Below are 24,835 nucleotides of genomic sequence, written 5' to 3'. Positions count from 1 at the left end.
TAAATATATGTTAAAAAAACTGTATGATTCCAGATTGGATGTCGATCAAACATCCAATCTGAATCACACAGCTTCATTTATAGTTTCAACGCAACAATCAAACTTATTTCGCTAAACGATAAATCGCATCTGCATAAATGACAGCTGCATTGAATAGATCGTCTAAGCTCATGAATTCGTTGGCTTGGTGCATGGTGTCCACATAACCTGGGAACATTGCGCCATATGCCACACCGCGTTTTAATAAGCGGCCATAGGTTCCGCCACCGATGATTTGTTCGAAGCCTTTTTCGCCAGTATGTTCTTCATAGACAGCCAATAGTGTTTCCACCAATGGATCATCAACGGGTACATAATGGGGTTCCATGTTGCGTTCGTTGCGGGTCACTGTCGCACCATCCATGCCAACAGTTTTTTCGATCCCGATTTCTAAGCTTTCTGCTGTCACACCTTTAGGGTAACGGAAGTTTAACGCGATGAAGTTATCTGCTTGGGTACCTGCTTGGTTGGCTTTGAAAGCAAACAAGCCAGCATTCATGGTCAACTTGCCCATTTTTTCGTCTTCATACGCTACACCTAGTTTTTCGCCATAGAAATCTTCATGGACGTAAGCTGCTGCAGCATGGATAAATTGTTTTGCACCGCCGCCGAAAGCAAAGTTATCAAGAAAGACTGCTAAGAAAGTCCCTGCATTGATCCCTGATTGTGGGCTTGCACCATGGGCGCCTTTGCCGACCAATTCAATCTTCACTTGTTCGTTTTCTGTTTCGATCGTGCCGGTCACAGGTTGTGCTTCGACATAATCGAAGAAGGCTTTTTCTAAGGCCAATGCGGCATCTGTTGATGGCGCAATGAAACTTGCTGTTGCTGTGCCGGGTACCATATTTTCTCTTAAACCAGCAGTAAATTGTTGTAATTGGTAGTCCCCTTCGTTGTTGCCTTGGAAATGCAAACCTAAAGTGACATTTCCTTTTTCACCGTTGATGATTGGGAAATTGGCATCTGGTGAGAAACCAAAATCAGGTTTTTCTTCATGTTCGAAATAGTAATCCATGTCTGCCCAGCCGCTTTCTTCGTCTGAACCGACAACGAAACGGATTTTTTTCGATAATGGCAAGCCTAATTCTTTGATGATCTTCATGCCGTAATACGCAGCCATTGAAGGACCTTTGTCATCTGAGGAGCCGCGGGCATAGATTTTGTTGTCATTGATCACTGGATCGTACGGATCGGTTGACCAGCCATCTCCAGCAGGCACAACGTCCATATGACCGAAGATCCCTAAAGTTTCATCGCCTTCTCCAAATTCAATATGACCTGCATAATTGTCCACGTTTTTGACAGTAAAACCGTCACGTTCGCCATAAGCTAACATATGCAGCAATGCATCGCGAGGTCCGGGTCCGAAAGGTGCATCTGCAGTGACTTTATCGTCTTCCCGTTCGCTTTTTACTTTTAATAGATCGATCAAGTCGTTCAGCAAATCATCTTTGCGGTCTTCGACTTCTTTTTTCCAATCGATTGTCATTTGATTCCCTCCATTTCTTTTCTCGCCTTTTATGATAACACTCTTAGCACCAAAATGGAAAAAAATTTGGTCTTCCTAGTCGGTCTTTTTGAGATTAATAGGTATAATAGAATCAACAAATCCCCGATTCCGATCAAGGAAGGAAAGGAGTTCAACAATGGAACCATTAAAAGAATCTATTTTGACACAGATCATCCGAAAAAGGCCTGAGGAAAGCCACAAAGGGACTTTCGGACGCGCCGTCCTCGTTGGGGGCAATCAGCAATTTGGCGGGGCGATCTTGATGGCTGCCCAAGCCTGTGTCTATGGCGGAACAGGTTTGACCACTGTCATCTCAGATCCGGTCAACCGTTCAGCACTTCATGCCCGCGTGCCAGAAGCCATGTTTGTTGATTGGCACCGATCAGATTGGATCGATTCGGTCACTGAATCAGCCGACGTCATCTTGGTTGGTCCCGGCCTTGGCGAAAGCAAGGACAATTTCGATTTGCTGCAGCGGATCGTCACCAATCAAAAAGAACATCAGTGGTTGGTGATCGACGGATCAGCGATCACCTTGACCGCCAAATACCCAATGACATTTCCATATCCTGATCAAGTTGTGTTTACCCCGCATCAAATGGAGTGGCAGCGCCTGAGCGGCTTGCCGATCGCTGAACAAAGCGAAGCACATAATCAGCAAGCGCGGGAAAAGTTAGGTAGTATCGTTGTTCTAAAAAGCCATCGTACGCAAGTTTACGGCGCGCAAAGCGTTGAAAACCCATTAGGTACGCCAGCCATGGCAACTGGCGGCATGGGCGATACCTTGGCCGGGATCATCACCAGCTTTTTGGCTCAATTCGAGCGTTCTGAAGAAACGGTGCATGCCGCAGTCTATCTCCATAGTCTAATAGGCGAGTCACTGGCTAAAGACCAATACGTGGTCTTGCCGACCCAGATCAGTGAAGCGTTGCCCCGATTTATGAAACAATATAGCCAAAATAATAGACAGTAAAGGAAGTTTGACTGACTTCCTTTGCTGTCTATTTTTGATAAATGAATAAATTGCCTAGGACCCAGCCGCTCATACCCAACACCAACAAATATACCGGACCAAAAAGGGCCAGTACAAAAGCGAAACAGAACGTCCATAAGACATGTGCCAATACCTTTTTAGGCTGCTTGCCAAACAGATAAAAACTGACCCAAAGTTGTGGCAATGGCCCTCCTGTTTGCCAACCGGCCATTGTCTGATAAAACAACACCAAAACACACAAGACAAAAATCACCAATAAGCCTGCTGAAAGCATTTGAGAAATAGGCAGTTGGATACGACCTAGAATCAAAGAATCGATCACAAGCAAGTCCATCAGACCACTGAAAAACCAGTCTGATTTACGCTTACGCAGGTGTCTGATTCGTTGGCGAAACAGTTGTCCACACCTTACTTCTTGCTGATCATTGCCGCGCAGTAAGATCAAGACCTCGATCAAGGCCCTTGTGGCAGCAACGCTCGTCACAAGAGGGATTGTATACAAAAGCCACCACCCTTGCAAAGCCACCAATAGCGGTATCCATTGGATTCCACGAATCACGCCTTGGTTGAAGCGTTGCGGTGCTGTCCGTAATCTCATCCTTTTGATCCTCCTGTTAGATCCATTCCCTCAATAAAGTAGCGTTGGGCAACAAAGAACAATAGAATCGTTGGCAACAAGACCAATGTGGCGCCTGCCATCAAGTAATTCCATTGGGTCGTCGATTGATTTTGAAACACTTGCAATCCAATCTGCAATGTATACTGCTCTTGATTTTGGATATAGAGTAATGGGCCAAGAAAATCGTTCCAAGCGCCATTGAAAGCATTGATCGCAATCGTGATCAGTGCTGGTTTGGTCAAAGGAATCATTAGCCGGCTCCAAATGTATAAATGGTTGGCACCATCCATCTTGGCGGCTTCAATCAATTCATTATTGACAGACAAATAAAATTGCCGCATCAAAAAGATATTAAAGGCACTGCCAAAGAACGCTGGTACGATCAACGGCAAATAAGTACCCACCCATCCAATTTTTGAAAATAATACATATTGTGGAATCATCGTCACAAAACCAGGGATCATCATCGTAGACAAAACCAATGCAAACATCAGATTTTTAGCTGGAAAAGCCAATTTGGCAAATCCGTATGCAATAAATGAATTAGACAGTACATTGCCCATCACCACCAAAATGGTAATAAACAATGTATTTTTCGCGTATTGCCAGAAAGGAAACGCATTGATGGTTTCCCAATAATTGGCAATATTGATTTCCTCTGGAAAAAAAGTTGGTGGATAACGAACGATCTCCTCCATTGGCTTCAGGGAAGTAAAAACCATCCAGAGTAAGGGCATCAATAAGACAAGACCAATCAGACTCATCACCAGATAACTGATCATTTTTTTGAACCGTATTTGGCTTGATTGACTTCTTTGTTGCATTTGCATTAGTTTCCCCCCCCTGTATAATGAACCCACCTAGGGGCCAACTTCAAATTAATAAAGGTCAATATCAAGACGATCAAGAATAGAATCATCGACATAGCCATTGCATACCCCATATCAAAGGCAACAAAAGCTTTATTCCACATATGCAAATTATAAAACAGTAAGGAATTAGCTGGTCCCCCTGTCCCGTTCTTCGTCATGACATAGGCTTCTTGGAAAATTTGAAACGAGCCGATGGTTGACGTAATCACGTCATAGAAAATAATTGGTGTGATCAAGGGCACGGTAACATGTCTAAATTTCGACCAAATCCCGGCCCCATCAATCTCTGCGGATTCATATAATGCAGGAGAAATATTTTGTAATGTTGCTAAATAAAGCAGCATTGCCCCGCCAGAACTCCAGATTTTCATCAAAATCAATGCAGGTTTAGTCCACTCCGGATCAAAGAGCCAAGCCGGACCTTCAATATTGAACCAACTCAAAAAGGTATTGACCAACCCTGCCGATGGCGACAATAGCTGCATCCACAAGACATAGACTGCCACACCAGATAAAATAGCTGGCAAATAAAAGGTGGTACGGAAGAAACTGATACCACGTATTTTTTGGTTCAATAAAGTAGCCAAAAAGACACTGAACACAGTCGTCAATGGTACATTGAACAAGACAAAGTACGTCGTATTGTATAATGATTTCCAAAATAACGAATCTTGGGTAAACATTCTAGCAAAGTTGCGCAATCCAATAAAATTCATTCTTGAGGTTAAATTATAATCCGTGAAACTACCAATGAATGAAAACAACATTGGCCCTAACATAAACACGACAAAGCCAATCAAAAACGGGGCAATGAAGAAGTATCCCCATAGCGCTTCTTGTCGTTTGCTTTTCGACATTGTTTTTGCCATTGCTCATACTCCATTCGCATAAAATTATGCCATTCATCTGGCCTCGTTTAGTAAAAGGAACGCCCTATCTATGGCTAGCCTAAGACGTTTCCCCTTGCTCCTTTTGATTTACAGCAAAATTGGTATTTATTTGTTTTGTTCTACGAGATCTTCAACAGCTTGTTGGGCATCGGCCAAACCATCGGCTGGCGATTTATTGCCAAGAAGGATTTGATCAATTTGCTCATTGACCAAACTATTGTAGTCAGGCGCCGTCAATGGTACAGGGGTAATGACTGTGTTGGAAAAATTTTCATCTGCCATTTGATAGATCATTTGTCCTTTTTCATCCAAATTGCTATTGTTGACTAAGTTTTCATTGGCAGTTTTATTTGCCATGATATCAAAACTTTTCTCACCAAATTTTTCTTGCACTTCTGGTGTCGACAGATATTTGATAAATTCGTAGGAGGCTTCAGGATCTTTGGCGCCTTGAGGTACTTCTAAGACAAAGCCGCCGCCCCATGACCAGTGGCCGGATCCGGTTTCTTTTTCAGGAATTTGAATCACCCCAAAGTCGAAGTCCTCCGGTGCATTTTCCATCAAACTGGAATAATAATTGATATTCTGGGCTCGCATCGCAACCAAACCAGAGATGAATGGATCTGCTACGCCGGAGCCAAATTCAGCTTCTAAACGATTGATTGTATCTTGACCATAATAGTCTTGCCATTCTAAGATCCAGTCTAATGCGTCCACTTTATTATCTGTGTCGATCGTGACATTTTCTTGATCATCAAACCAACTCATCCCCTCATCGGCATTCAGTGCCCACACGTCCGCACCAAGATTCCATAATGGGTAAAACCCGATCCGTTCGAAATCATCGCCATCTTTGATGTCCAATTGATGGGCAACCGTTTCCAACTCTTCCCACGTTTGCGGCAAATCCTCTTCCCCGATACCCGCTTCTTCAAAAATTTGCTTATTGTAAAAAATCACTTGCGTATCTGTATTGAAAGGCACGGCATAAGGTTTGTCCTCATACTCGACTGTTTCCCATAATTGCGGATAAAATTCATCTGAAAAACCGGCTTCCACATATTCACTCAAATCAGTAGCTTGTTGCGCTTCGGCTCGTTGTGCTACTGAATTGATATCTTGCACGATCACATCTGGCGGATTCCCTGCGGTGATTGCAGACAATGATTTCGTCCAAATATCCCCCCATGGTTGGTAACTGTATTTGACCTCAATCTCATCTTGCGAAGCATTGAAGTCAGCAATGATCTCTTCAATCACTTCTTGTCGCGCCCCCGAACCCCAAAATGACCAAAAATCTAACGTTGTTTTGCCAGCGGCTGATTCGTTATCCGATGAATCGGTGTTGTTGCCACAGCCTGCTGCCAATAAACCAACAGAGAAAAGCAGTGTCCCCATATAAAAAACTTTTTTCATTTTATTCCAACCTACTCTCCTATATTTTACTGTTACAACTAGAACCTACCATGTGAAAAATGAATCAGCAAATATAATGACTTCAATTTTGTAATAAAAAACTATCGTTGTTCAAAAACGTAAATAAAAGAGCGTTATCTTTGATTCAAGTCGCTTTTTCCTTCATCATAGAGCATGAAGAACATCGATTCGAATTAGAAAGGGATGATGACAAATGTTAGTCATTATTGATATGCAAAATCAGATTTTAGATCCAACTTCTGATGCCTATGTGCCCGACAGTCACAGTCTGATTGCGCGCATTACCCAGCGACTAAAAATTGCCCGCGAAAACCAAGAATATATCCTGCATACACGGGATATCCCTATTGATTTAAAAGATACACCTGAAGAAGAAAGCAATCTGCTACAGATTGTCCCTGAACTTGCGCCAATAAATAATGAAAAAGTTGTCAAAAAATATTACTACAGTATACCGCCTGAAGTACTAATCGAAATCAAAGACACTATTTTTCAAGACAAGGAAGAAAAATATATCGAGATTACAGGCGTTGAAACCAATATCTGTGTCCTCTCTAATACTATTGAGATTCAGAGTGCCTTCCCGGATGCCAATTTTTTTATTCAAAAAAATTTGGTGGCAGGAAAAAAACATGAATCGGAAGGTCTTGATATTCTAAAAGACTTTAACGTGAAAATCATTGAAGAAGACAATAAAACAGGAACTGCTTGATTGCAGTTCCTGTTGGACAACTTGTGCCTATTACAGCGGTGCATCGAGAATTTCTGCTGGTATTTCAATACGCACATCATTTTCTGCTTGACAGTTTGGACAAGTAAATGTGCCATCAATGCCATCAATCACTGGTCCATATTGGTAATGGATCGCAATTTCCTCTTCTTGCAGCTCGTTTGTTTCTAGCGGTGGCACTGTTTTAAACGTTCCATCCAGATCTTCCTGTAAATGAATGATCAGCTTTCCTTCGAAATGTTGATGACACTGTTTACAAGAAGCTTCTCCGCGAATCGTTAAATCCATGATCACTCCTCCTTCTTGGCTCTCGCCTTTTACTGTGCAAGTGATTCACTAGCAAGCTTTACTTCTACTCTATACTGTCATGAAACTTTTGATAGCGCAAATCTTTTGTTCTTATTATAAATCTTATACGTGATTGCCCCTCTTCTTAGACTAAATGAGCATTATCGTTGTCAAATCTGCAAAAGCACTGCACTATTAAAGTATAGATAATCAATTTTTTCACAAAAAACAACGCAATGACTTGTTTCAGCAGCCAAGTGTTTGTCCATTCGCCAGAAATCAAAAGGAGGAACCAATATGCAAGCAGTAACATGGCAAGGAAATCAAAAAATGGAAGTCCGTCGTGTGGATGACCCTATCATTCAAGAACCGACAGACGCAATTATCCGCATCACGGCAACCGCCATTTGCGGGTCTGATTTACATCTTTACCACCATGGTGGGCCTGTACTTGAAGATGGTTATGTCGTTGGCCATGAGCCAATGGGCATCGTTGAAGAAGTCGGCAGTCAAGTACGCAACTTGAAAAAAGGCGACCGTGTCGTTATCCCGTTTAATATCGGTTGTGGCCACTGTCATTTTTGTCAACATGAGATGGAAAGCCAATGTGACAATTCTTCAACAGAATCCCTGTATGGCGGCTTGTTTGGCTTCGGAAAACTAAATGGGAATCATTGGGGCGGCCAAGCTGAATTCTTACGGGTACCGTTTGCGGATTTCACGTCGTTTATCGTACCTGAGTCTTCTATCCCAGATGAAAAAGTTTTGTTCCTATCAGACATTTTACCTACCGCTTATTGGAGCGTCCAAAATGCCGGTGTCAAAAACGGCGACACAGTGATTATTTTAGGCTCAGGACCAGTGGGACTTTTCGCCCAAAAATTTGCTGTGATGGCAGGTGCAAAACGTGTGATTGCTGTCGATCCTGTCCCTCACCGATTAAATAAAGCGCAAAGTTACAATCAAGTCGAAACATTCCAACTAGAGGATGTAGCAACCAGCGGAGATGCGCTCTATGAACTGACCAAAGGCGGCGCCGATGTGATCATCGACTGTGTGGGCATGGATGGCTTAGAACCTGTGAAAGAAAAAGCCAAAAACCTAGTCAGCTTGCAAAGCGGCACCATCTCACCTATTCAAATGGCGGCAAAAGCGGTCAAAAAATTCGGCACGGTCCAAATCACGGGTGTTTATATGACACCAGTATCTTCTTATCCTTTACAAGAATTTTTCATGCGCAATGTGGCTGTCAAACACGGACAAGCCCCTGTGATACACCTCATGCCGAAAATTTATGAGATGATTGCGAACAATGAAATTGATCCTACGCAAATCATTACCCACACCATGCCCTTATCGGAAGCTGCCAAAGCTTATGAGATTTTTGATCAAAAAGCAGACAACAATATCAAGGTCGTTTTGAAACCTGAATAGGTAAAGGATGGGTGAAAGAATGTGCCTAAAATCGATCGAAGCGAACATCAATTTGATCCAGGAAAGGAAGAAGATGTGGTCATCAAGGGCGGACGCTTTCGCATCTACTTTGAGAACCGGTACATGTTGATTTCTTTAACAAACGATATTTTAACAGGTCTATTCTATATTTTTGGCAGTATCGTTTCATTCACAAAATTGCCAGCAGTTTATGGTACGGTTGCTTACTTGATTGGCGGCATTTTCTTGACGATTCGTCCGCTGATCAAAATCGTTCGCCATGTATTTATCTACGATGATCGCAACCCCTCCGGCGATAAGCAAAAAGAAGTGGCGATCAGTGACGATGAAAGATAAACCAATTCCGCTGCCTATTGATTTAGAAAGGAGAACAAGATGTTAAAAACATTTGATGGTATTGCCCTAGCAATCTTGATTATCGGTGGCATCAATTGGCTGCTTGTCGGACTGTTTGAATTTGACTTGATCGCTATGATCACTGGCAGCAGTACGTCGATCGCAGCCAAAGTGATTTATGTGATCGTTGGTATCAGTGCCCTTTATTGTCTCAAATTTTTCCCAGCTATCGCGCAGCAACAAACCCTTGATTAAGTTCTAACCCCGACTTGTATCTTTTGATACAGGTCTTTTTTTACATATTACATAATCATTGAAAAATCACATCAATTGTACTACCCTTAATGAAAGAATATGTGAACCCTCAGGAAAAAATGAATGCCATTGGAGGTGCGAAATGGAAAAAAAGAAGCCTTTAGGAAAACGTCGTTCTGCAGTGATAAGACGCATCATATCGATTTCACTAGTTCTCCTGCTCCTTGTGATCATCGGCGCTTTGATTGTTTTGAATGATTTAACGATTGCAGAAAACTGGTTTGGGCTGTCTGAGTATGATGTAGTCAAAACCAGACATCAGTGGTTGCGAACCATCCCTTACTTCCTCATTGCTGGTATCGTGATCTGGATGATCGGCAATTTGATTCTCGGCATCAAAAAAAGAAGAAAATCAGTCTTCTATTGGGTGGGAACAATGGTTTTGGTTCCATTGATCGTTGTTTTTGTCGGTATAATAAGTACTTGGCTGCCAGCAGATCGTCAACTGTTTCGCGCGGCTGACAGTACCGAATCCATCATGGCCGCACTCCCAGCCCAGTCGGCATTCAAAGACCAAGAAATCCAGCTTATCAGTTTTAGTTTTCATATTCGCAATGTCCCGCTGAAAAGCGGTGTCTATGCTGTGACGCGGGTCATCAATCCTGTTACCAATCTCCAGGATGAATATTGGTACTACCCTACCAACATCCTGACCAAGTGGAAAAAAGCCAGCAACACCATTGAACTGTCACAAGATGAGACCATCGACTATACGGCCATTGATTGGGCCGTCATACCACAGATCATTAAAGATGCGGAAAAACGTGCGGCACTATTGGATCATTATGTGCCTGGCGTTAGTATCGTGATTCTCAATGGCAGTCAAGGAGAATGGCATTGGACAGTTGGCTTGAATGGGATTAGAAATCGGACTGAAATCAATTACGTCTATTCTTTGGCAGGAGATTATTTGTCTGAATGGGAATAAACAAAGAGGCACACTTTCTATAACCATTGTTCAAGTGGTTACAAAAAGTGTGCCTGTTCACTATGCGTATTTCTCTATAGCCATTGAAAGCCATTGTAAATGTTAACCAGCAAAACAAGAAGAATAACAAACTGAAAAATGACTGTGACGCGCTCGGTCGATAGCATGCGACTTGCTTTTGCACCTAGAAAACCGCCAATAACGGCTGCTGGAATGATAAACCAAAGCATCGATAAATCGTATCGCAGAAAACCTGTGCCTAAAGCCATTGAAGTAATTTTCGCCATCTGAGAAAAGAATATCGTACAGATTGAATAAACAGTCGCTTCTTTGATAGGCAAGCCGAAAAGCAGCATCAATAAAGAGACATTGATAGGACCACCACCGATACCCAATAAACTGGCTAAAAAACCAAGGATCAATCCACACAGAAGATACCACAGGACATGTTTCAAATGAAAGCCCTGCCAGTGATTCATTGTATAGAAGAAAGCGAAGAGCAATGTAAATATCGTGAGCACGATTTGAATCAACTGAACAACATCGTCATTCTTTAAATCGTTCAATAAAAACTCAAATGCAGCATTCCCGAAAACACCACCGATCACCGCACCAATCGATACCCAGGAAACGATCTGCCAATCAAATTTTTGACCGCTTCTCAATTGCTTAGTCGTAGAAACGATTGACATGGTCAATACTGCGGTTGCTGAGTAAAAAGAAATAGCGGCAACCGAATGCGCACCGATAAAGTCAAATATTGGTTTGATCAGTACACCGCCACCCATTCCCGAAACTGCCCCTAAAGTATTGGCCAGTACAATGACTATAAAATATAAGAAGCCTATCATGTGTCATCCTCCAATCCATCATAAAAAAGTCACCGACTTTTCATTCCTCATTAGATTATAACAAGGTTTGGTAAAAGGAGAAATAGGTTCGCACCGCAATCAAAATCCAGACATTCAGTCCAACAACCGACTCTGGCCCTCAATCTTCTGGATTTCTGTAATATCTTGCGTGACCTCTAAACAGCCGAGATAAGCGCCGGTCTCATCTTTCAAGGCGAAATAACGAATATAGATTTTCCTAGGCCCCATATTGATCCAAAAATCAGCGGTTTCTCTGGTTCCTTCTCGAAAGTCATCCAAGATTTGCTGCACGATATGCATGCTTTTCGGTGGATGACAGTTGACAACTTCACGCCCTAATACCGAATTGGTTCGCGGAAAAACACGATGCTTGCCTTCAGAATAAAAACGCACGCGCTCTTCATGATCAACAAACGTCAAATCAACAGGCAACGTTTGAAAAATTGCCAACAACTGATTGAATTGTAAATGACCTGTTGGCAGATTGATCATTTGCTGGCTATCTGGCGTATGGACGCTTTCTTCTTCAATAAATTCCTCAAAACCTAAGCCAGCTGCAATACCCGTAGTGGTTTCCTGCGCTTGCTTGATCGCTGCCAATCGTGCAGGTTCAGCTTCTTTTTCTTTTGCGAAAGATGCGTCACTTGGCTTCCATGTCATTGGTTCCGGAATAAATGCAAACCCGATATCAAAGCTATCCGCTGCGATTTGCTGCCAATCCGCTAGACAAAAAACATCAAGTGTCATTGGCACCATGATTTCTTCTTCTTTGAAAATCATTTCTTCAATTTCAGTCTTTAACGCCTGCCATTTTTCACTCAATGGGTTATATGCTGCCTTTTCTAAGGAAAGATAATGATTGATATCTTGAATTGCCTCGCGAATGTCGTCATCCACCCCCCACATGACTTTTGGCGGTGCCGTGAGGCCATATTTTTCCATGTAAGAAAAAATCAGTGTTTCCTTACGGGCATAATGCTTATCGATTTGCCCTAAATCTTTGAAAGCCGCTTGCAGACGCGCTTTCTGTTGCCAATCGCCTTTTTCAATCTGTAACAATAGGTGATCGATTTCATCTGTCAATAAAGATTGCAGCACTTGATTTTCGAGCTTTAATGTATGGACGGGGTGGCCAGGTTGTCCATATTCTTCATTGGAATGATGGATTGCATTGATGGATCCCTTAAATACGGCTGCATGTATATTGCACAATCGCTGAATTTCTGAAGGCGCCAAGCCACTTTGGATCAGCGCCTTTTCTGCAGCAGTGATTTCTGTCACATCGACACCTTCGAATTCTTCATTGAACAAACGCTTGGCTTCTTCGAAAGAACCTCCTTGATGCAGCAAGCCCAAAATCTCAACGATCCGTGTTTGTCTTTCTAATTTCGTCGTCATTTAACCATCCCTTTCACAAGAAAACCTGCTTCTTCAAGTACGTTTATGATGGTCGCCAGTTGGATTTTTTTCATTTGTGCACCTTTAGGAATCGTCATATACCGACCAGCAGTTTGCAGCATCCCCGGCTGATTGATTGCTGCAAATCCATTGTCAGCCATGATCTCTCTCAACTCAGGATATTGTTGCACCAAATCATAGAGGCATCGAGATAAATCTAATTCTTTCATCTAATCTCTCCTTCCAATGAGAATGATTCTCATTGATATGCGTCTAGTATAGATCATTTTGTGCCAAAAATCACGAAGAAAAACACTTTGTTTATGTTATCCTCGTCCTCGAACCACTTTCTTCTCCAGCCAATCGATCATAGCAAATAAGCCATACCCCATCAGCGCAATGATCAGCACCCCAACCATCATTTGCCGATAATCCATTTTGGCCCAGGCACTTAAAATAAGATACCCAACACCATAAGAAGTATTATAATTTTCGGCGAAAAACAATGAAGCCAATGCAATGCCAATACTGACTCTAAGACTGCCAAATAAGGCAGGCAGCAAAGCTGGCCAAATCACATAATACAGGCGATGACGAAATGTCGTTGTATAGTTCCTCAGTACTTCCTCATACATTGCCGGAATCTCTTTCATCGCATCACGAATCGACACGATCACTTGAATCACGATCACCGAAAATATCAGTAACACTTTTGATTGGTTGCCTAAGCCGAAAAAGAGCATAAAAATCGGTAGAAAAGCGACTTTAGGAATCGGATATAGAAAATAGATCAATGGACTGAAAAATTGCCCGCCATGCCGCGACTTTCCTAAGAAAATCCCCAGCGGAACCCCGACGATCAGTGCCAGCAGCAATGCAGCAAAGACACGCATGAAACTGGCGCCGGCATGCAGCAATACCACATGCCTCAATGTCCACAAACGTTCGAGTGTTTCTAAAGGATCCGGCAGTGAGCGATTGTTCGTTAGAAGACTCAAGCACCACCAGCACACAACAAAATGAATCAATCCCCCAATAAAACGTCGCCAAGATTTCATTGGGCACCTCCTCTTAGCTTGCGCTTCAATGTAAGAACGAACTGATCAAATGCTACAGTATCACGTCGATTTTCTGAAAACGCAATTGGATTGTCAATAAAGGATATGCCCTCACTGGTCATCAATAAAATCGTTTTGCCTAAATAGGCTGCTTCTTCTGCATCATGGGTCACCACGATCAGCCCATTTTGATTGTGTTGATGTGCTTCGTAGATCAATGCTTGTGCCTGCTCTTTGGTTTCTTGGTCCAGAGAAGAAGTTGGTTCATCCAACAACAGAAAATCTGGCTGGGTGATCAACCCTCGAGCCATCGCAACCCGTTGCTTTTGCCCGCCGCTCAATTGTGCAGGATAGTGATTTTTAAGATTCGTCAACGAAAGGTCTGCTAAACAGTCCTTCACTTGTTGGCGGCGCAGGGTTTTCGTGATTCTTTGGATTTTTAAGGGCATCTCGACTGCTTGATAGACCGTTTGCCAGGGGAACAGCCGATCGTCCTGATAGACCAACTCAATGACGGCATCCTTACTAAGTATGACCGAGCCTTCTTGCGGCTGCTGATTGCCTTTGATCAGTGTGAGCAATGTGCTTTTGCCAATACCGGACTTCCCCAATATCACATAAGAGCGCCCTTGCTCAAATACGAGCGATACCTGGTCAAAAATACGTGTATTCTGATAACCAAAGCTGACAGAATCAAATATTACTGCCATCATGAAGCCTTCTTTCTATTAAAAATATTTGTGTTATTTTTCACATTTCATGCTATACTATTTGTTGTTTGATTTACCTAAGAAAGGAAGGATTTATATGTTTCGGACCCTTGTATTTCACGAAATACGTCCTGAAGAAGAACTGCTTGATCAGCCACGACCGATTGCGGTTGCTGATGGCTATCAGGATGCTATGCCTTTGCCATTATTCAACAGTACATCTCATTTTAAACAACAATTGGCCTTTTTGAAAGCAGAAAATTATCATACATTGACATTGTCTGAGGTGAAAGCCTATCTGTTTGCGCAACAGCCAATCCCTGAAAAGTCAGTATTGCTGACCTTCGATGATTGTTACCAGTCAATGAAGGAATATGCATATCCTTTATTAAAAGAAGCTGGCTTTAACGCCAGTGTTTTTGTGGTCACAGGCTGGCTTTACGACCAGCCACATGCCTATACACCTGCTGTCTCTCGTGTCTTGAGTCAATCTGAACTATTGGCGATGACCGATGTCTTCGAATATGCCAATCATACCGATCATTTTCATGCCCGTAATGGCCTGAAAAGCCGTTCGATGTGGGAAACTACAGCTGATTTCGCAGCTGACCTTGCCGCATGCAATCAATGGGTACCGATAAAAGATGTCTTTGCTTATCCATTTGGTTTTTATGACCAAAGAACGATCGACACGTTGACTGAAGAAGGGTTCACGTTAGCCTTCACGACTAAATCTGGCATCAACACGAGAAATACCCCCCCGCTAGAACTGCAGCGCGATGTGATCCCTTTTAATATGCCGCTTCAGGCATTTAAAGAACTATTTCATAGCTGAGGATGTGTAAAAAATGAAAAAAATACTTCAAGCTAGTTTATTGGTATGCATCACGATAGGTTTGGCTGCTTGCGGGAATGACACTGCAACCACCACAACATCAGAAACAGCGTCAGCGCATAGCGACGCACAGGTGACCGACGAAACATTGACGATCGGTGTCTTGCCTGCTGAATCTGCGATTCCCATCATTTTGGCGCAAGAAGAAGGCTACTTTGCTGACAGAGGATTAACTGTTGCCATCAAATCTTTCACTTCACCGAATGATCGTAATGTAGCGATTCAAGCAGGAGAATTACAAGGGACGATCAGTGACGTCATGACCGAAGCAACCTTCAAGCAAAACGGCATCGATATGATGATCACCTCTGATATCCTGGAAGATTTCAAAATTTTGGCATCGCCACATTCAGGCATCACTGATATCAGCGGATTAGCCGACAAAAAAGTCACATTGGTCCCGAATTTCATTCTGGAATATATCATGGATCAGTTTGCTGATACACATGATTTCAGCTACGATATCGTGGATATTTCCTCATTTTCTGCCCGTTCGGAAGCCTTGCTGAGTGACCAAGTAGACGGGGCTGTCTATACAGAACCGCAAGCCAGTATGCTGGCTGCGCAAGGGGCGGTCATTCTCGGCAGCTCGAAAGAAGCAGGGATCAAAGGTGGCACACTCCAATTCATGACGGACGTCATTGACAACCGGCCACAAGATATCACTGCATTCTATGAAGCCTATAACCAAGGGATCGATTATATGAATACCCATAGTGCCAAAGACTATGCCGATATTCTTGCTGATTACCAGTTTCCAGACGCGATGAGTGCGTATCTAGATAGCCAAACAGAAGACTATCCTTATGCACAAGCCGTGCCTAAAGACCAATTTGAAGCTATTATTGATTGGACCAAAGACAACGGACAAATCGATCAAATATATACTTATGACGAATTGGTCAACAATGATTTTCTGACAAATAAATAAAAAAGCCGTTGCTGCCAACGACTTTAAAATGTAAGACAAAGGACGATCCTACGTGCTTTGTCTTTTTTTTAGATGCGCAATGATTGGTCACAGCAAGACTTCTTGCTTGCCCTTATGACAACCAAATCATCATTGATGCCCTAGAAATCGAACGCTTCAATCACTCTCTATTTTCTATTCAGTTGCAGATTGTGTATTTTCGGTGCTTTCTTCTTGCAGCAGACGTTCACTGATTTTGAAGAAAGGATAATAGATCGCCACACTGATTCCTAAAGAGACTACACTCCAGATCACGGCTGGCAAATTACCGCCAGTAGCTAAATACGTATTGATGATCGGCGGAGTCGTCCAAGGTGGATTGAACATGATTCGCCCAATGATATTGGTGACAGACAGCAGATACGTGCCTGTACATAATACCAGCGGAGTCAAAATGAATGGGATCATCATGATTGGATTCATCACAATTGGAAATCCAAAGATTATAGGTTCATTGATACAGAAAATCGCTGAGGGTAATGCCATTTTTCCTAGAGAGCGGTACGCTTTTTTCTTAGAAAATAGCATATTGATGATCAAGCCCATAGTAGAACCCGTTCCACCATAACACAAAAACATAATATAAAAACCGCCGGCGAAGATATTTGGCAAAGGTTCTCCTGCAGTATAGGCTTCCGTATTTGCGGCTAATAATGCCAAGAAAATGGGATCACCGATACTGCCCATCACATTGCTGCCATGAATCCCTAGACACCATAACAATAAAATCAAAAATGTATACAGCAGCATACCAGGCAAAGTATTCAAGCCCACAGCCAATGGCGAAAACAGCAATTGTACAAAATGATTGACATTGAAAGCCAATAAAATACGAATCACCCATGCCCCAGTAATGATCACAGCCCCTGGAATCAATGTCGCAAAACTTTTCGCCACCGCTGGCGGCACCCCTGCTGGCATCCGAATCACCAAGCGATGTTTGAGGAAAAAGCGATGAATCAAGACCGTCAAAATAGCGGTCACGATACCAGTGAATAATCCAGTAGCGCCCAATGAAGCCACATCGATCCCCCAGTCATCTCCCGCCTGCAATAGCAAGAAAGCACATACGGACAAGACGATCGAACCAATCGTATCAATTTCGTAAGATAACGCTAAATAATACGCAATCCCAATACAGGCGACCAAGCCCAAAATACCAAAAGTAAAATTGCTGACGGCGCCTAATTGAAGACCAAAATCACCGATAAAGTCATTCCAACCACTGAATGGCAAATTGGCTAAGATCAAAAACAAACTGCCAATGATTGTCAATGGCATGGTCACAGCAACCCCATTTCGTACCGCCACCAAAAAACGATTTTCACTGATTGCCAATAACTTAGGTGCAAACTTCTCTTGAAATACGTGCAGTATTTGATTCATCCTGTAAAACCTCCCAACAAATTTTTTATGAAAAACCCCTTTCTTATAGCGTAGCGTAAAATCGGCATTCTGGCATTTCTAAAGCCTTCCTTACGAACGATTTTTCTTCTCAGCGCTTTGTGTGTCAATGTTCTGATTCCCCACACCAACAAGAATCAAGCTGTGTTCCTTCGACCATGCAATTGCAGCCGATAACAAAAAGAAACTAATGATCGTGCCTTCGCGAATCACAAGCGGTAGTTGAAAGACTATCGCCAAACTAAAAGCAGCAACAATACAGACAAAATCAATGCTATACCGAATCTGCTTAAACGACCAACGGCATTGCCCTGCCATCAGCTGACAAAAATGTTCAATGGGAAATTTCAATAAATGCAGCCGCAGAACCTGTCCAGTCCCTATCCCCGATAACGTCGTTCCCAAGACGAAAAACAATAAACGCAAACTGTAATTGGTCAATTGAATGGATCCAAATACCGTATAAACGAAACCATTGATCAAATAGCCAAAAAGCAGCAACGAACTCCCCATCACAAGATATTCTTGCCTTTTCTCTCTGGCAGCTCTTTGATTGCCTTCCATCGTCCAACATAGATACAAAAACAATAAATTCATGATCGTGGTGACCGTACCTGCTTTGATCATGAATGCAGAACCAAGTGTGACATTGAATGCATTGAAACTGCTGACGCCAATATTGGCCTTGATCGTCATACTAATACCTAATGCGCTTAGGCTATAAAACAAGAGTGAAGCGAGGACCTTATTCGGTTTCATTTGTCATTCCTACTTTCTTTTTCTGGCCTCATTATGTGCTATACTGAATGCACATCGATAGGAGAAATAGCCTATACAGGAGAAAAAAATGAATAAAACAGCGTATCATAATCAACTAAACAGCCAACTCTTTGATTATTTGCCCCTCACGTCAGACGTGTTAGCTAAAAGTGTCTACATCACCTTCAATAACAATGAAATGATCCAGCAAGAAGCCGTACCGATGACCTATTTTTATCTTTTGCTTGCAGGTAAAGCAAAAATCATTAAAGATCAGGCCAACGGCAAACGCGCACTGCTTCACTTTTTACACCCTGGTGATTCCATTGGAGACCTCACCCTCGTTGGTGCAGAAACAGAACCAAAGACCGTGATCGCTTTAGGAAAAACCAGCTGCATTGGCATCCCTATACAATTGGCCAAACAAGAATTGATGCAAAATCCATTGTTTGTCCAAGCATTGGCCAAAGAGATTGGTGAAAAACTGTTGCTGCGCATGGACTACTATATGTTGCAACAAACCTATCCATTGGATCTGCGCCTCGCTTTGCTCCTATTAGAAACAGCGGTTGACGATCACTATCAAGAAAAAATGACCGAGACAGCCGAGTTCTTAGGTGTCAGCTACCGCCACCTGACCTTCACCCTCAAACGTTTTAAAGAACAAGGATTGATCGAAAAACAAGCCTACGGTTACCATATCCATGCAAAAGCGCTACAAGACTACGTAAACCAAAAACACAAAGGATCATCAGCATAAATACCTGATGATCCTCTGTTTATATCGTCTATTTTCTATTCATTGATGAGGGGCCAATAGTCGATCAACGCCTGATTGACACCAGTCATTGCAACAGTTGGTTTTCGATTGGTTGGATAGACCCTCGAGGTGATACAGGCTGCACCATGGTTCAAAAAAACTTCAATGGCTGATGTGTCCACATACATATGCAGATGTTTCAAATGATCAATCTTTAGCCTGCGGTGTTTGCGTCCATATCCCGAAGGTCCATGGGTCATGGTCAACGTAGTGCCATCATACTGCAACAAGGTATCTTCCAACAACGCGATCTGCCACTTCGATTCACTCTTATCAAGAGTGATCGCCATTTCATAGGCAGTCGTTGCAGTCTGATAAGTGATTTCACCAACCGATGACTGTATGTGCCTTTGTTGATGAACACCCCGCAATCGTTGCAGCTCGGTGATGGGTTGCTGCACAAGTTTCTGATCACGGACCTTTAATTCTCTCGGTAATGTTGCGGCATGTTGCCAACCACGGGCAACCGTTGGATTGCTATATTCTGGCATGGTATCGCCAAGCCCCATCCAGCCCCATAAAATACGACGTTCTTGTTCATCCGAGAAGGTCTGAGGTGCATAAAAGTCAAACCCATGATCCAACTCGCGAAAAGGCGTGGCATGCTTAAATCTCAATGTTTCCCAATCCACTGTCCCCAATATATAGCCTGAATGGTATCTATTTTGAAAAGCGTCTCTTTGATTGAGGATCCCTTGCGGCGAAAACAACAATACATCTTGTCCATCGATCTGAAAATAATCGGGACACTCCCACATATACCCAAAGTCATCATCTACGCCAAAAAATATACCGCGATAACGCCATTCAGACAGATTATCCGATTCATAGATCAAAATCTTGCCTTGATTGTCTACTGTTCTTGCACCCAAGATCATATAATACACATCCCCTCGCTTAAACACTTTGGGATCGCGGATATGATCAGTAAAACCTGCCGGATAGGCATCATGGGGAATCACAACTTCTTGTTTGATCACAGTAAATCCATCATCACTCACCACATGGACTGTATTTTGTTCTCTTCCACTGTAGGTATAGTCGTGATCGCCGGGATGCTTGACATTTCCAGTATAGAAAAAATGAATCTGATTTCCCTCAACAAATGCTGAACCAGAATATACGCCGTCGCGATCATATGCGTGATTTGGCGAAAGAAACAACGGTTCCTCTTGAAACGAAACAAAATTTGTTGATGTCTTATGCCCCCAATGCGGTGCTAGTCCACCAGCAGCTTCTTGCGGCACATATTGATGATAAAAATGGATGGTGCCGTTAAATTGACACAAGCCATTGGGATCATTCATCCAGCCAGTTTCAGGCATGAGATGGTACACTAATCGCCAAGGATCTTGCGCAATTTTTTGTTTTAAATAGGCTTGTTTCTGGTGCAGCACTTCCCAGTACTCTTTTTCCAACATAGTGAACCTCCTTGTGACATGATCTGTTTATTGATTGATTTCTTTGATAATTCGTCCCCGTTGGACTTGCACACAGACAAAACCAACCACAAAGGCCACAATAATTACTGCGACATATTTCAGCATTGCTGTTAGGTCACCTGTATATAAAAGCAAACCTGGAATAAATGTGATCCCCATCCCAGTTGCTGCTAGTTGAAAGACATAGGTCATAAAACCGCCAACTGCACCACCAATCACGCCAGAAACAAAAATACGCATTGATCGTAAATTGACACCAAAAAGCAAAGGTTCAGTAATCCCAAACAGCGTAGGAATTGCTGCACTGATCGCATTCGACCGTTTGACTTGATCTCGATACAAAAAAGCGCCTGCAATCGCTGCACCAAATTGACCAGCCATACTTGCCGTGCCCAACACCTGCAAAACATTCTCACCCGTCGTATTTAACAAGCCCAATTCAACAATACTCAATGAATGATGCAAGCCAGTTATCACAATTAGCTGCTGCAACCCGCCATATAGCATATAGCCTATGCCAAAAGGCGCTTGCACCACATAAACAATGCTATTGATAACTGCTTTTTCGGCAACTTGCAAGATAGGACCTAAAGCAAAAAGCACCAGTGTCAACGTCACCACAATCGTTAAAAAAGGTGTGACGATCAAGTCCATCATTTGCGGTACAAACTTTCGGAACCAATGCTCTAACTTAGATACCAGCCACCCAACGATAATAGCAGGAAAAATTGATCCTTGATAACCAGAAATAGACAAACCGAACAGATGTAATGGACTGGCATCACCACTGGCTACTGCCCACGCATTGGGCAATTGCGGCGACACCATCATCAGTCCAACGACAATTCCGATAATCGGATTTCCGCCAAATTTTTTCGTCGCACTATATGCAATCAAGACTGGCAAGAAGGCAAACGCCGTATCCGTCAACATTTCAAACATCACATACCAATCTGCGCTGATAGGCACACCCAGTTCAACCAATAAACCGCGAATCCCCATCAGCAATCCTGTTGTGACCAATGCAGGAATCAAAGGAACTAAGACATCCGATAATGTACGAACGACTTTTTGCACAGGGGACAAATTGGTGTACGCATCTTCTTTAAATGCTTGCTGACTGCCCGTTTCAGTTTGATCCATTTCTTTTGCAAATGCTTCATAGACTTGATTGACCTTGCCCGTACCAAAAATAAACTGATGCTGTCCTGTATGAAAGAAATACCCTTTGCTTCCTGTGACACGCTCTGCTTTTGCTTTATCTACCAATTGATCATCTTTCAAAATCAAACGTAAACGTGTCGCACAATGCTCATAGTTTTTAACATTTGACATTCCTCCCACTGCGTCGATGACGTCATTGATCGTCTGCTGTTCATTCATTTTTACCACTCCTCGTTTTTCATCTTCGTTTTGTGGAACCGGTTCTATATTTGTAGATTATCAGAAATCGTTTACAAAAGCAAGGGTAAATAAAAATAACGTTGAATCCTTGACTATGCCCTAAATCCACAGTCAATGGTTCAACGTTATTCTCATCTTGTATGGTAAATCTGAAACATTGATCATTCACCCAGTCTAGCCGTTGACTGTTTGATCACTAAATGATTGGGCAATTCAATAATCTCCGGTACTGTCTCCCCTTGAATGATTTGTTGGAGTGCATGGACTGCATCGACGCCTAACTGCGTATAAGGAAAGGCTGCAGTGGTGATTGTTGGATAAACATAATCTGTTGAATCATACCCGCCAAACCCATTCAAAGAAAAATTCTCCGGCACCTTTTGTCCTAGCTCATGGGCTGCTTTTAAGACAGCGATAGCGATATTGTCTGTGGCGCAGGCCACATAGGTAGCTTGCCGACTGGGAAGAAATACCAGCGCTTTTTGATAGGTTTCTCGACGTGAAAAAGAAGTCTCAACATAAGTTACAGTCGTTCCAGCGACTTTTTCAACCGTATCAACAAACCCTTGCTTTCTCAAACTACCCACAGCTTCATCTTTTTCGCTGACGCCTACAAACAAAAAGTCCCGATGACCATTTGTTAGCGCATAGTTGGCCATTTCCTCTCCGGCTTGATAATCTTGATGAACGATCGCATGAACGCCTGCTAATCGTTGACCGATCAAAATCACTGGCATCGGAATCGTCGGCAATACCTCTTTCAACTGTGGCGTCATTTCTCGCGCAAAGATGATCATTCCGGCTACTTTTTGTTTGACCAATGTCTGGATATTCTCTAACTCCCTTGCCTCACTTTGGTCAGAATTGGTAATCAATAGTTGATAGCCATTTTGCCGGGCAGTTCGATCGATGCCTTTCAACACATCATTGGCAGAAGGCGAATTAAGACGAGGAATGATGACCCCTAATAGTTTTGAGTCTTGTGCTTTGAGGGAACGTGCTAAAGTATTCGGCCGATAGCCAGTTTCAGCGATGATTTGATCAATTTTTTTGCGCTTTTCTTCACTGATATAGCCATTATTCAAATAGCGGGAAACGGTACTTTTTGCGACGCCTGCTTTTTCTGCAATATCTTTAATGGTCGTCATAAGCTGCCACCTTTTTTTCTTTTTATTATACCAATTTTGAGGAGAAATAGCGCTTATAAAAAAAGACTGACCAAAAACATGTCGTTTTGGTCAGTCGCTTATTTAACGATCACACATTCAAAATCCACATAAAACCAATAAAGACAAAGAATAAGATATACATGATCGGTGACACTTCTTTGCCTCTTTTGGCAGCGATCATCGTGATTGGGTAGAAGATAAAGCCTAAAGCAATCCCGTCTGAAATACTATACGTCAACGGCATACCCAGCAAAATCAAGAAAGAAGGAATCGCGATCTCCATTTCGTGCCATTTGATTTCCTTCAAGGATTGTGCCATCAAGACACCTACTACGATCAAAGCCGGTGCTGTCACTTGTGATGTCACCACGGATAACAGCGGCGAAAAGAACAAGCCAAACAAGAAAAAGATGCCTGTCGTTACCGCGGTTAGTCCAGAGCGTCCGCCTACAGCGATCCCAGCGGATGATTCAACATAGGCCCCTACAGGTGATGTCCCTAAAAGTGATCCAGCCAACATAGCCGTTGAGTCTGAAGCCAAAGCTTTGCCCACTCGCGGCATTTTGTTGTCCTTCATAAACCCTGCTTGATTGGCTAGACCAACCAATGTCCCGGCTGTATCAAAGAAAGTCACCAACAAGAATGTCAGGACAACGACCCACATTTGCAGAGAATTGATGTCTCCCACATGGTGTAAGGCCACTAAAAAGGTAGAAGACATACTCGGTGCGGCAGAAACAATACTCGTTGGTGCTTGGATCAAACCGGTCAATAAACCGAGAATCGTTGTCGCAGCCATCCCAATGAAAATACCGCCAGGTACGCGTCGCACCATCAAAATAGCTGTCACAACGAGACCAAAGATCGTGAGCCAAGTTGTGCCAACACTTAAAGACCCTAAAGCGACCAATGTCGAGTCATCTGATACAATGATCCCACCTTCACTCAATCCCAAAAAGGCAATAAACAGACCAATCCCACCGGAGATCGCATATTTTAAATCAGATGGAATCGCATCGATGATCAACTCCCGCAGTTTAAAAATAGTGATCACAATAAAAATCAGTGAAGCCACAAAAACACCCGCCAAAGCCGTTTGCCAAGGAACGCCCATCCCAATACAAACCGAGTAAGAAAAGAATGCGTTGATCCCAAGGGCGGGTGCAGTGGCGATTGGATATTTAGCCAAGACCCCCATCAAGATACAGCCTAGTGCACTGGCTAAGGCCGTAGCAGTAAAGACCGCACCTTCATCCATTCCAGAAGCGCCTAACACCGTTGGATTTACGAACAAAATATAGGCCATAGAGATAAATGTGGTAAAGCCAGCCAAAATCTCCCGTTTGACTGTCGTTTGCAAAGCATCCAGCCCAAAAAAGGCATTGATTTGATTTTTCATTTTAGTACTCCTCCGTCAATCAAGCAGCTGTGAAATACTACACTTGATCTAAATAATGAAAACAACGAAATCAATGATAAACCAAGTTTCACAGCAAGTAAATAACATTCGAATGAAAATAC

The 24,835-nt window shown here is 42.8% G+C and carries 26 protein-coding genes; 9 read left to right on the top strand and 17 right to left on the bottom strand.

The window, feature by feature from the left end; genetic code table 11:
• Nucleotides 1-103: 103 nt before the first annotated feature.
• Nucleotides 104-1,528, bottom strand: a complete 1,425-nt coding sequence (gene pepV, locus AEQ18_RS09410) for a dipeptidase PepV (protein ID WP_054116088.1) — start codon at nucleotides 1,526-1,528, stop codon at nucleotides 104-106.
• A 157-nt stretch (nucleotides 1,529-1,685) separates the two neighbouring features.
• Between pepV and AEQ18_RS09405 the strand changes: the two genes are divergently transcribed.
• Nucleotides 1,686-2,522, top strand: a complete 837-nt coding sequence (locus tag AEQ18_RS09405) for an NAD(P)H-hydrate dehydratase (protein WP_054116087.1) — start codon at nucleotides 1,686-1,688, stop codon at nucleotides 2,520-2,522.
• Between the two features lie 28 nt (nucleotides 2,523-2,550).
• Here AEQ18_RS09405 and AEQ18_RS09400 read toward each other — a convergent pair whose 3' ends face one another.
• From AEQ18_RS09400 to AEQ18_RS09385, 4 genes are all read right to left on the bottom strand, one after another.
• Nucleotides 2,551-3,141, bottom strand: a complete 591-nt coding sequence (locus tag AEQ18_RS09400) for a hypothetical protein (protein WP_054116086.1) — start codon at nucleotides 3,139-3,141, stop codon at nucleotides 2,551-2,553.
• Nucleotides 3,138-3,986 (bottom strand): carbohydrate ABC transporter permease, encoded by an 849-nt coding sequence (locus AEQ18_RS09395; protein WP_442855700.1) that lies wholly within the window; start codon nucleotides 3,984-3,986, stop codon nucleotides 3,138-3,140. Before AEQ18_RS09395 ends, AEQ18_RS09400 begins: the two co-directional genes overlap by 4 nt.
• Before the next feature lie 5 nt (nucleotides 3,987-3,991).
• A complete protein-coding gene (locus tag AEQ18_RS09390; protein WP_054116084.1) occupies nucleotides 3,992-4,903 on the bottom strand; it encodes a carbohydrate ABC transporter permease in 912 nt (303 codons plus the stop codon).
• A gap of 126 nt (nucleotides 4,904-5,029) precedes the next feature.
• Nucleotides 5,030-6,340, bottom strand: coding sequence for an ABC transporter substrate-binding protein (locus AEQ18_RS09385; RefSeq protein WP_054116083.1), 1,311 nt, complete (start codon nucleotides 6,338-6,340; stop codon nucleotides 5,030-5,032).
• 214 nt (nucleotides 6,341-6,554) lie between these two features.
• On the opposite strand from AEQ18_RS09385, the gene AEQ18_RS09380 reads away from it, so the two are divergent.
• Nucleotides 6,555-7,073 (top strand): isochorismatase family cysteine hydrolase, encoded by a 519-nt coding sequence (locus tag AEQ18_RS09380; RefSeq protein ID WP_054116082.1) that lies wholly within the window; start codon nucleotides 6,555-6,557, stop codon nucleotides 7,071-7,073.
• A gap of 30 nt (nucleotides 7,074-7,103) precedes the next feature.
• Here AEQ18_RS09380 and AEQ18_RS09375 read toward each other — a convergent pair whose 3' ends face one another.
• Nucleotides 7,104-7,379, bottom strand: coding sequence for a hypothetical protein (locus AEQ18_RS09375; protein ID WP_200908913.1), 276 nt, complete (start codon nucleotides 7,377-7,379; stop codon nucleotides 7,104-7,106).
• A gap of 297 nt (nucleotides 7,380-7,676) precedes the next feature.
• Here AEQ18_RS09375 and AEQ18_RS09370 point away from each other — a divergent pair, with 297 nt between their 5' ends.
• The 4 genes from AEQ18_RS09370 (at nucleotide 7,677) to AEQ18_RS09355 (ending at nucleotide 10,413) form a co-directional block, all read left to right on the top strand.
• Nucleotides 7,677-8,813 carry an alcohol dehydrogenase catalytic domain-containing protein gene (locus tag AEQ18_RS09370; RefSeq protein ID WP_054116080.1) on the top strand — a complete coding sequence of 379 codons (1,137 nt, stop codon included), beginning with the start codon at nucleotides 7,677-7,679 and terminating at the stop codon, nucleotides 8,811-8,813.
• A 21-nt stretch (nucleotides 8,814-8,834) separates the two neighbouring features.
• Complete coding sequence (locus AEQ18_RS09365) at nucleotides 8,835-9,170, top strand: YrhK family protein (protein WP_054116079.1); 336 nt, start codon at nucleotides 8,835-8,837, stop codon at nucleotides 9,168-9,170.
• Nucleotides 9,171-9,209: 39 nt separating this feature from the next.
• Nucleotides 9,210-9,425 carry a DUF378 domain-containing protein gene (locus AEQ18_RS09360; RefSeq protein ID WP_054116078.1) on the top strand — a complete coding sequence of 72 codons (216 nt, stop codon included), beginning with the start codon at nucleotides 9,210-9,212 and terminating at the stop codon, nucleotides 9,423-9,425.
• A 142-nt stretch (nucleotides 9,426-9,567) separates the two neighbouring features.
• Entirely contained in the window at nucleotides 9,568-10,413 is an 846-nt protein-coding gene (locus AEQ18_RS09355; protein ID WP_054116077.1) for a hypothetical protein, read from the top strand.
• A gap of 74 nt (nucleotides 10,414-10,487) precedes the next feature.
• Here the strand turns inward: AEQ18_RS09355 and AEQ18_RS09350 are convergent, their stop codons facing one another.
• The 5 genes from AEQ18_RS09350 to AEQ18_RS09330 form a co-directional block, all read right to left on the bottom strand.
• Nucleotides 10,488-11,264 carry a sulfite exporter TauE/SafE family protein gene (locus AEQ18_RS09350; RefSeq protein ID WP_054116076.1) on the bottom strand — a complete coding sequence of 259 codons (777 nt, stop codon included), beginning with the start codon at nucleotides 11,262-11,264 and terminating at the stop codon, nucleotides 10,488-10,490.
• Nucleotides 11,265-11,378: 114 nt separating this feature from the next.
• A complete protein-coding gene (locus tag AEQ18_RS09345; protein ID WP_054116075.1) occupies nucleotides 11,379-12,683 on the bottom strand; it encodes a DUF438 domain-containing protein in 1,305 nt (434 codons plus the stop codon).
• A complete protein-coding gene (locus AEQ18_RS09340; RefSeq protein WP_054116074.1) occupies nucleotides 12,680-12,913 on the bottom strand; it encodes a DUF1858 domain-containing protein in 234 nt (77 codons plus the stop codon). The genes AEQ18_RS09345 and AEQ18_RS09340 overlap by 4 nt, the downstream gene beginning before the upstream one ends.
• A gap of 96 nt (nucleotides 12,914-13,009) precedes the next feature.
• Nucleotides 13,010-13,741, bottom strand: coding sequence for an ABC transporter permease (locus tag AEQ18_RS09335; protein ID WP_054116073.1), 732 nt, complete (start codon nucleotides 13,739-13,741; stop codon nucleotides 13,010-13,012).
• Nucleotides 13,738-14,451 (bottom strand): ABC transporter ATP-binding protein, encoded by a 714-nt coding sequence (locus AEQ18_RS09330; RefSeq protein ID WP_054116072.1) that lies wholly within the window; start codon nucleotides 14,449-14,451, stop codon nucleotides 13,738-13,740. The genes AEQ18_RS09335 and AEQ18_RS09330 overlap by 4 nt, the downstream gene beginning before the upstream one ends.
• 97 nt (nucleotides 14,452-14,548) lie before the next feature.
• Here AEQ18_RS09330 and AEQ18_RS09325 point away from each other — a divergent pair, with 97 nt between their 5' ends.
• Both AEQ18_RS09325 and AEQ18_RS09320 read left to right on the top strand, forming a co-directional pair.
• The gene (locus AEQ18_RS09325; protein WP_054116071.1) at nucleotides 14,549-15,286 is read left to right on the top strand and encodes a polysaccharide deacetylase family protein; all 738 of its coding nucleotides are present in this window, start codon (nucleotides 14,549-14,551) and stop codon (nucleotides 15,284-15,286) included.
• Nucleotides 15,287-15,299: 13 nt separating this feature from the next.
• A complete protein-coding gene (locus tag AEQ18_RS09320) occupies nucleotides 15,300-16,277 on the top strand; it encodes an ABC transporter substrate-binding protein (protein ID WP_054116070.1) in 978 nt (325 codons plus the stop codon).
• Between the two features lie 174 nt (nucleotides 16,278-16,451).
• Here the strand turns inward: AEQ18_RS09320 and AEQ18_RS09315 are convergent, their stop codons facing one another.
• Nucleotides 16,452-17,702 (bottom strand): PTS sugar transporter subunit IIC, encoded by a 1,251-nt coding sequence (locus tag AEQ18_RS09315; protein WP_054116069.1) that lies wholly within the window; start codon nucleotides 17,700-17,702, stop codon nucleotides 16,452-16,454.
• Between the two features lie 90 nt (nucleotides 17,703-17,792).
• Entirely contained in the window at nucleotides 17,793-18,479 is a 687-nt protein-coding gene (locus AEQ18_RS09310) for a YczE/YyaS/YitT family protein (protein WP_054116068.1), read from the bottom strand.
• Nucleotides 18,480-18,567: 88 nt separating this feature from the next.
• Here AEQ18_RS09310 and AEQ18_RS09305 point away from each other — a divergent pair, with 88 nt between their 5' ends.
• Entirely contained in the window at nucleotides 18,568-19,239 is a 672-nt protein-coding gene (locus AEQ18_RS09305) for a cyclic nucleotide-binding domain-containing protein (RefSeq protein WP_054116067.1), read from the top strand.
• A gap of 35 nt (nucleotides 19,240-19,274) precedes the next feature.
• Here the strand turns inward: AEQ18_RS09305 and AEQ18_RS09300 are convergent, their stop codons facing one another.
• From AEQ18_RS09300 to AEQ18_RS09285, 4 genes are all read right to left on the bottom strand, one after another.
• Nucleotides 19,275-20,720 (bottom strand): glycoside hydrolase family 32 protein, encoded by a 1,446-nt coding sequence (locus tag AEQ18_RS09300; protein ID WP_054116066.1) that lies wholly within the window; start codon nucleotides 20,718-20,720, stop codon nucleotides 19,275-19,277.
• 27 nt (nucleotides 20,721-20,747) lie between these two features.
• On the bottom strand, nucleotides 20,748-22,124 hold the full coding sequence (locus AEQ18_RS09295) for a PTS transporter subunit EIIC (protein ID WP_054116065.1): 1,377 nt from the start codon (nucleotides 22,122-22,124) through the stop codon (nucleotides 20,748-20,750).
• A gap of 182 nt (nucleotides 22,125-22,306) precedes the next feature.
• Nucleotides 22,307-23,341 (bottom strand): LacI family DNA-binding transcriptional regulator, encoded by a 1,035-nt coding sequence (locus AEQ18_RS09290; protein ID WP_268760937.1) that lies wholly within the window; start codon nucleotides 23,339-23,341, stop codon nucleotides 22,307-22,309.
• Between the two features lie 61 nt (nucleotides 23,342-23,402).
• Nucleotides 23,403-24,713, bottom strand: coding sequence for an NCS2 family permease (locus AEQ18_RS09285; protein WP_054116063.1), 1,311 nt, complete (start codon nucleotides 24,711-24,713; stop codon nucleotides 23,403-23,405).
• Nucleotides 24,714-24,835: the final 122 nt, after the last annotated feature.

It is taken from the genome of Enterococcus sp. RIT-PI-f, assembly GCF_001297065.1.
Classification (GTDB): domain Bacteria; phylum Bacillota; class Bacilli; order Lactobacillales; family Enterococcaceae; genus Enterococcus_D.
Note: the sequence above shows the minus strand (reverse complement) of the source record. Positions and strands in the feature narration are given on the sequence as shown.

Excerpts from the sequence above, each read along its gene's own strand:
- AEQ18_RS09370 (WP_054116080.1), top strand. The coding sequence starts at position 7,677 with ATGCAAGCAGTAACATGGCAAGGAAATCAAAAAATGGAAGTCCGTCGT.
- AEQ18_RS09375 (WP_200908913.1), bottom strand. The coding sequence starts at position 7,379 with ATGGATTTAACGATTCGCGGAGAAGCTTCTTGTAAACAGTGTCATCAA.
- AEQ18_RS09385 (WP_054116083.1), bottom strand. The coding sequence starts at position 6,340 with ATGAAAAAAGTTTTTTATATGGGGACACTGCTTTTCTCTGTTGGTTTA.
- AEQ18_RS09310 (WP_054116068.1), bottom strand. The coding sequence starts at position 18,479 with ATGAAACCGAATAAGGTCCTCGCTTCACTCTTGTTTTATAGCCTAAGC.
- AEQ18_RS09340 (WP_054116074.1), bottom strand. The coding sequence starts at position 12,913 with ATGAAAGAATTAGATTTATCTCGATGCCTCTATGATTTGGTGCAACAA.
- AEQ18_RS09380 (WP_054116082.1), top strand. The coding sequence starts at position 6,555 with ATGTTAGTCATTATTGATATGCAAAATCAGATTTTAGATCCAACTTCT.
- AEQ18_RS09305 (WP_054116067.1), top strand. The coding sequence starts at position 18,568 with ATGAATAAAACAGCGTATCATAATCAACTAAACAGCCAACTCTTTGAT.
- AEQ18_RS09395 (WP_442855700.1), bottom strand. The coding sequence starts at position 3,986 with ATGCAACAAAGAAGTCAATCAAGCCAAATACGGTTCAAAAAAATGATC.
- pepV (WP_054116088.1), bottom strand. The coding sequence starts at position 1,528 with ATGACAATCGATTGGAAAAAAGAAGTCGAAGACCGCAAAGATGATTTG.
- AEQ18_RS09320 (WP_054116070.1), top strand. The coding sequence starts at position 15,300 with ATGAAAAAAATACTTCAAGCTAGTTTATTGGTATGCATCACGATAGGT.
- AEQ18_RS09315 (WP_054116069.1), bottom strand. The coding sequence starts at position 17,702 with ATGAATCAAATACTGCACGTATTTCAAGAGAAGTTTGCACCTAAGTTA.
- AEQ18_RS09295 (WP_054116065.1), bottom strand. The coding sequence starts at position 22,124 with ATGAATGAACAGCAGACGATCAATGACGTCATCGACGCAGTGGGAGGA.
- AEQ18_RS09345 (WP_054116075.1), bottom strand. The coding sequence starts at position 12,683 with ATGACGACGAAATTAGAAAGACAAACACGGATCGTTGAGATTTTGGGC.
- AEQ18_RS09330 (WP_054116072.1), bottom strand. The coding sequence starts at position 14,451 with ATGGCAGTAATATTTGATTCTGTCAGCTTTGGTTATCAGAATACACGT.
- AEQ18_RS09300 (WP_054116066.1), bottom strand. The coding sequence starts at position 20,720 with ATGTTGGAAAAAGAGTACTGGGAAGTGCTGCACCAGAAACAAGCCTAT.
- AEQ18_RS09405 (WP_054116087.1), top strand. The coding sequence starts at position 1,686 with ATGGAACCATTAAAAGAATCTATTTTGACACAGATCATCCGAAAAAGG.
- AEQ18_RS09400 (WP_054116086.1), bottom strand. The coding sequence starts at position 3,141 with ATGAGATTACGGACAGCACCGCAACGCTTCAACCAAGGCGTGATTCGT.
- AEQ18_RS09335 (WP_054116073.1), bottom strand. The coding sequence starts at position 13,741 with ATGAAATCTTGGCGACGTTTTATTGGGGGATTGATTCATTTTGTTGTG.
- AEQ18_RS09350 (WP_054116076.1), bottom strand. The coding sequence starts at position 11,264 with ATGATAGGCTTCTTATATTTTATAGTCATTGTACTGGCCAATACTTTA.
- AEQ18_RS09390 (WP_054116084.1), bottom strand. The coding sequence starts at position 4,903 with ATGGCAAAAACAATGTCGAAAAGCAAACGACAAGAAGCGCTATGGGGA.
- AEQ18_RS09285 (WP_054116063.1), bottom strand. The coding sequence starts at position 24,713 with ATGAAAAATCAAATCAATGCCTTTTTTGGGCTGGATGCTTTGCAAACG.
- AEQ18_RS09360 (WP_054116078.1), top strand. The coding sequence starts at position 9,210 with ATGTTAAAAACATTTGATGGTATTGCCCTAGCAATCTTGATTATCGGT.
- AEQ18_RS09325 (WP_054116071.1), top strand. The coding sequence starts at position 14,549 with ATGTTTCGGACCCTTGTATTTCACGAAATACGTCCTGAAGAAGAACTG.
- AEQ18_RS09355 (WP_054116077.1), top strand. The coding sequence starts at position 9,568 with ATGGAAAAAAAGAAGCCTTTAGGAAAACGTCGTTCTGCAGTGATAAGA.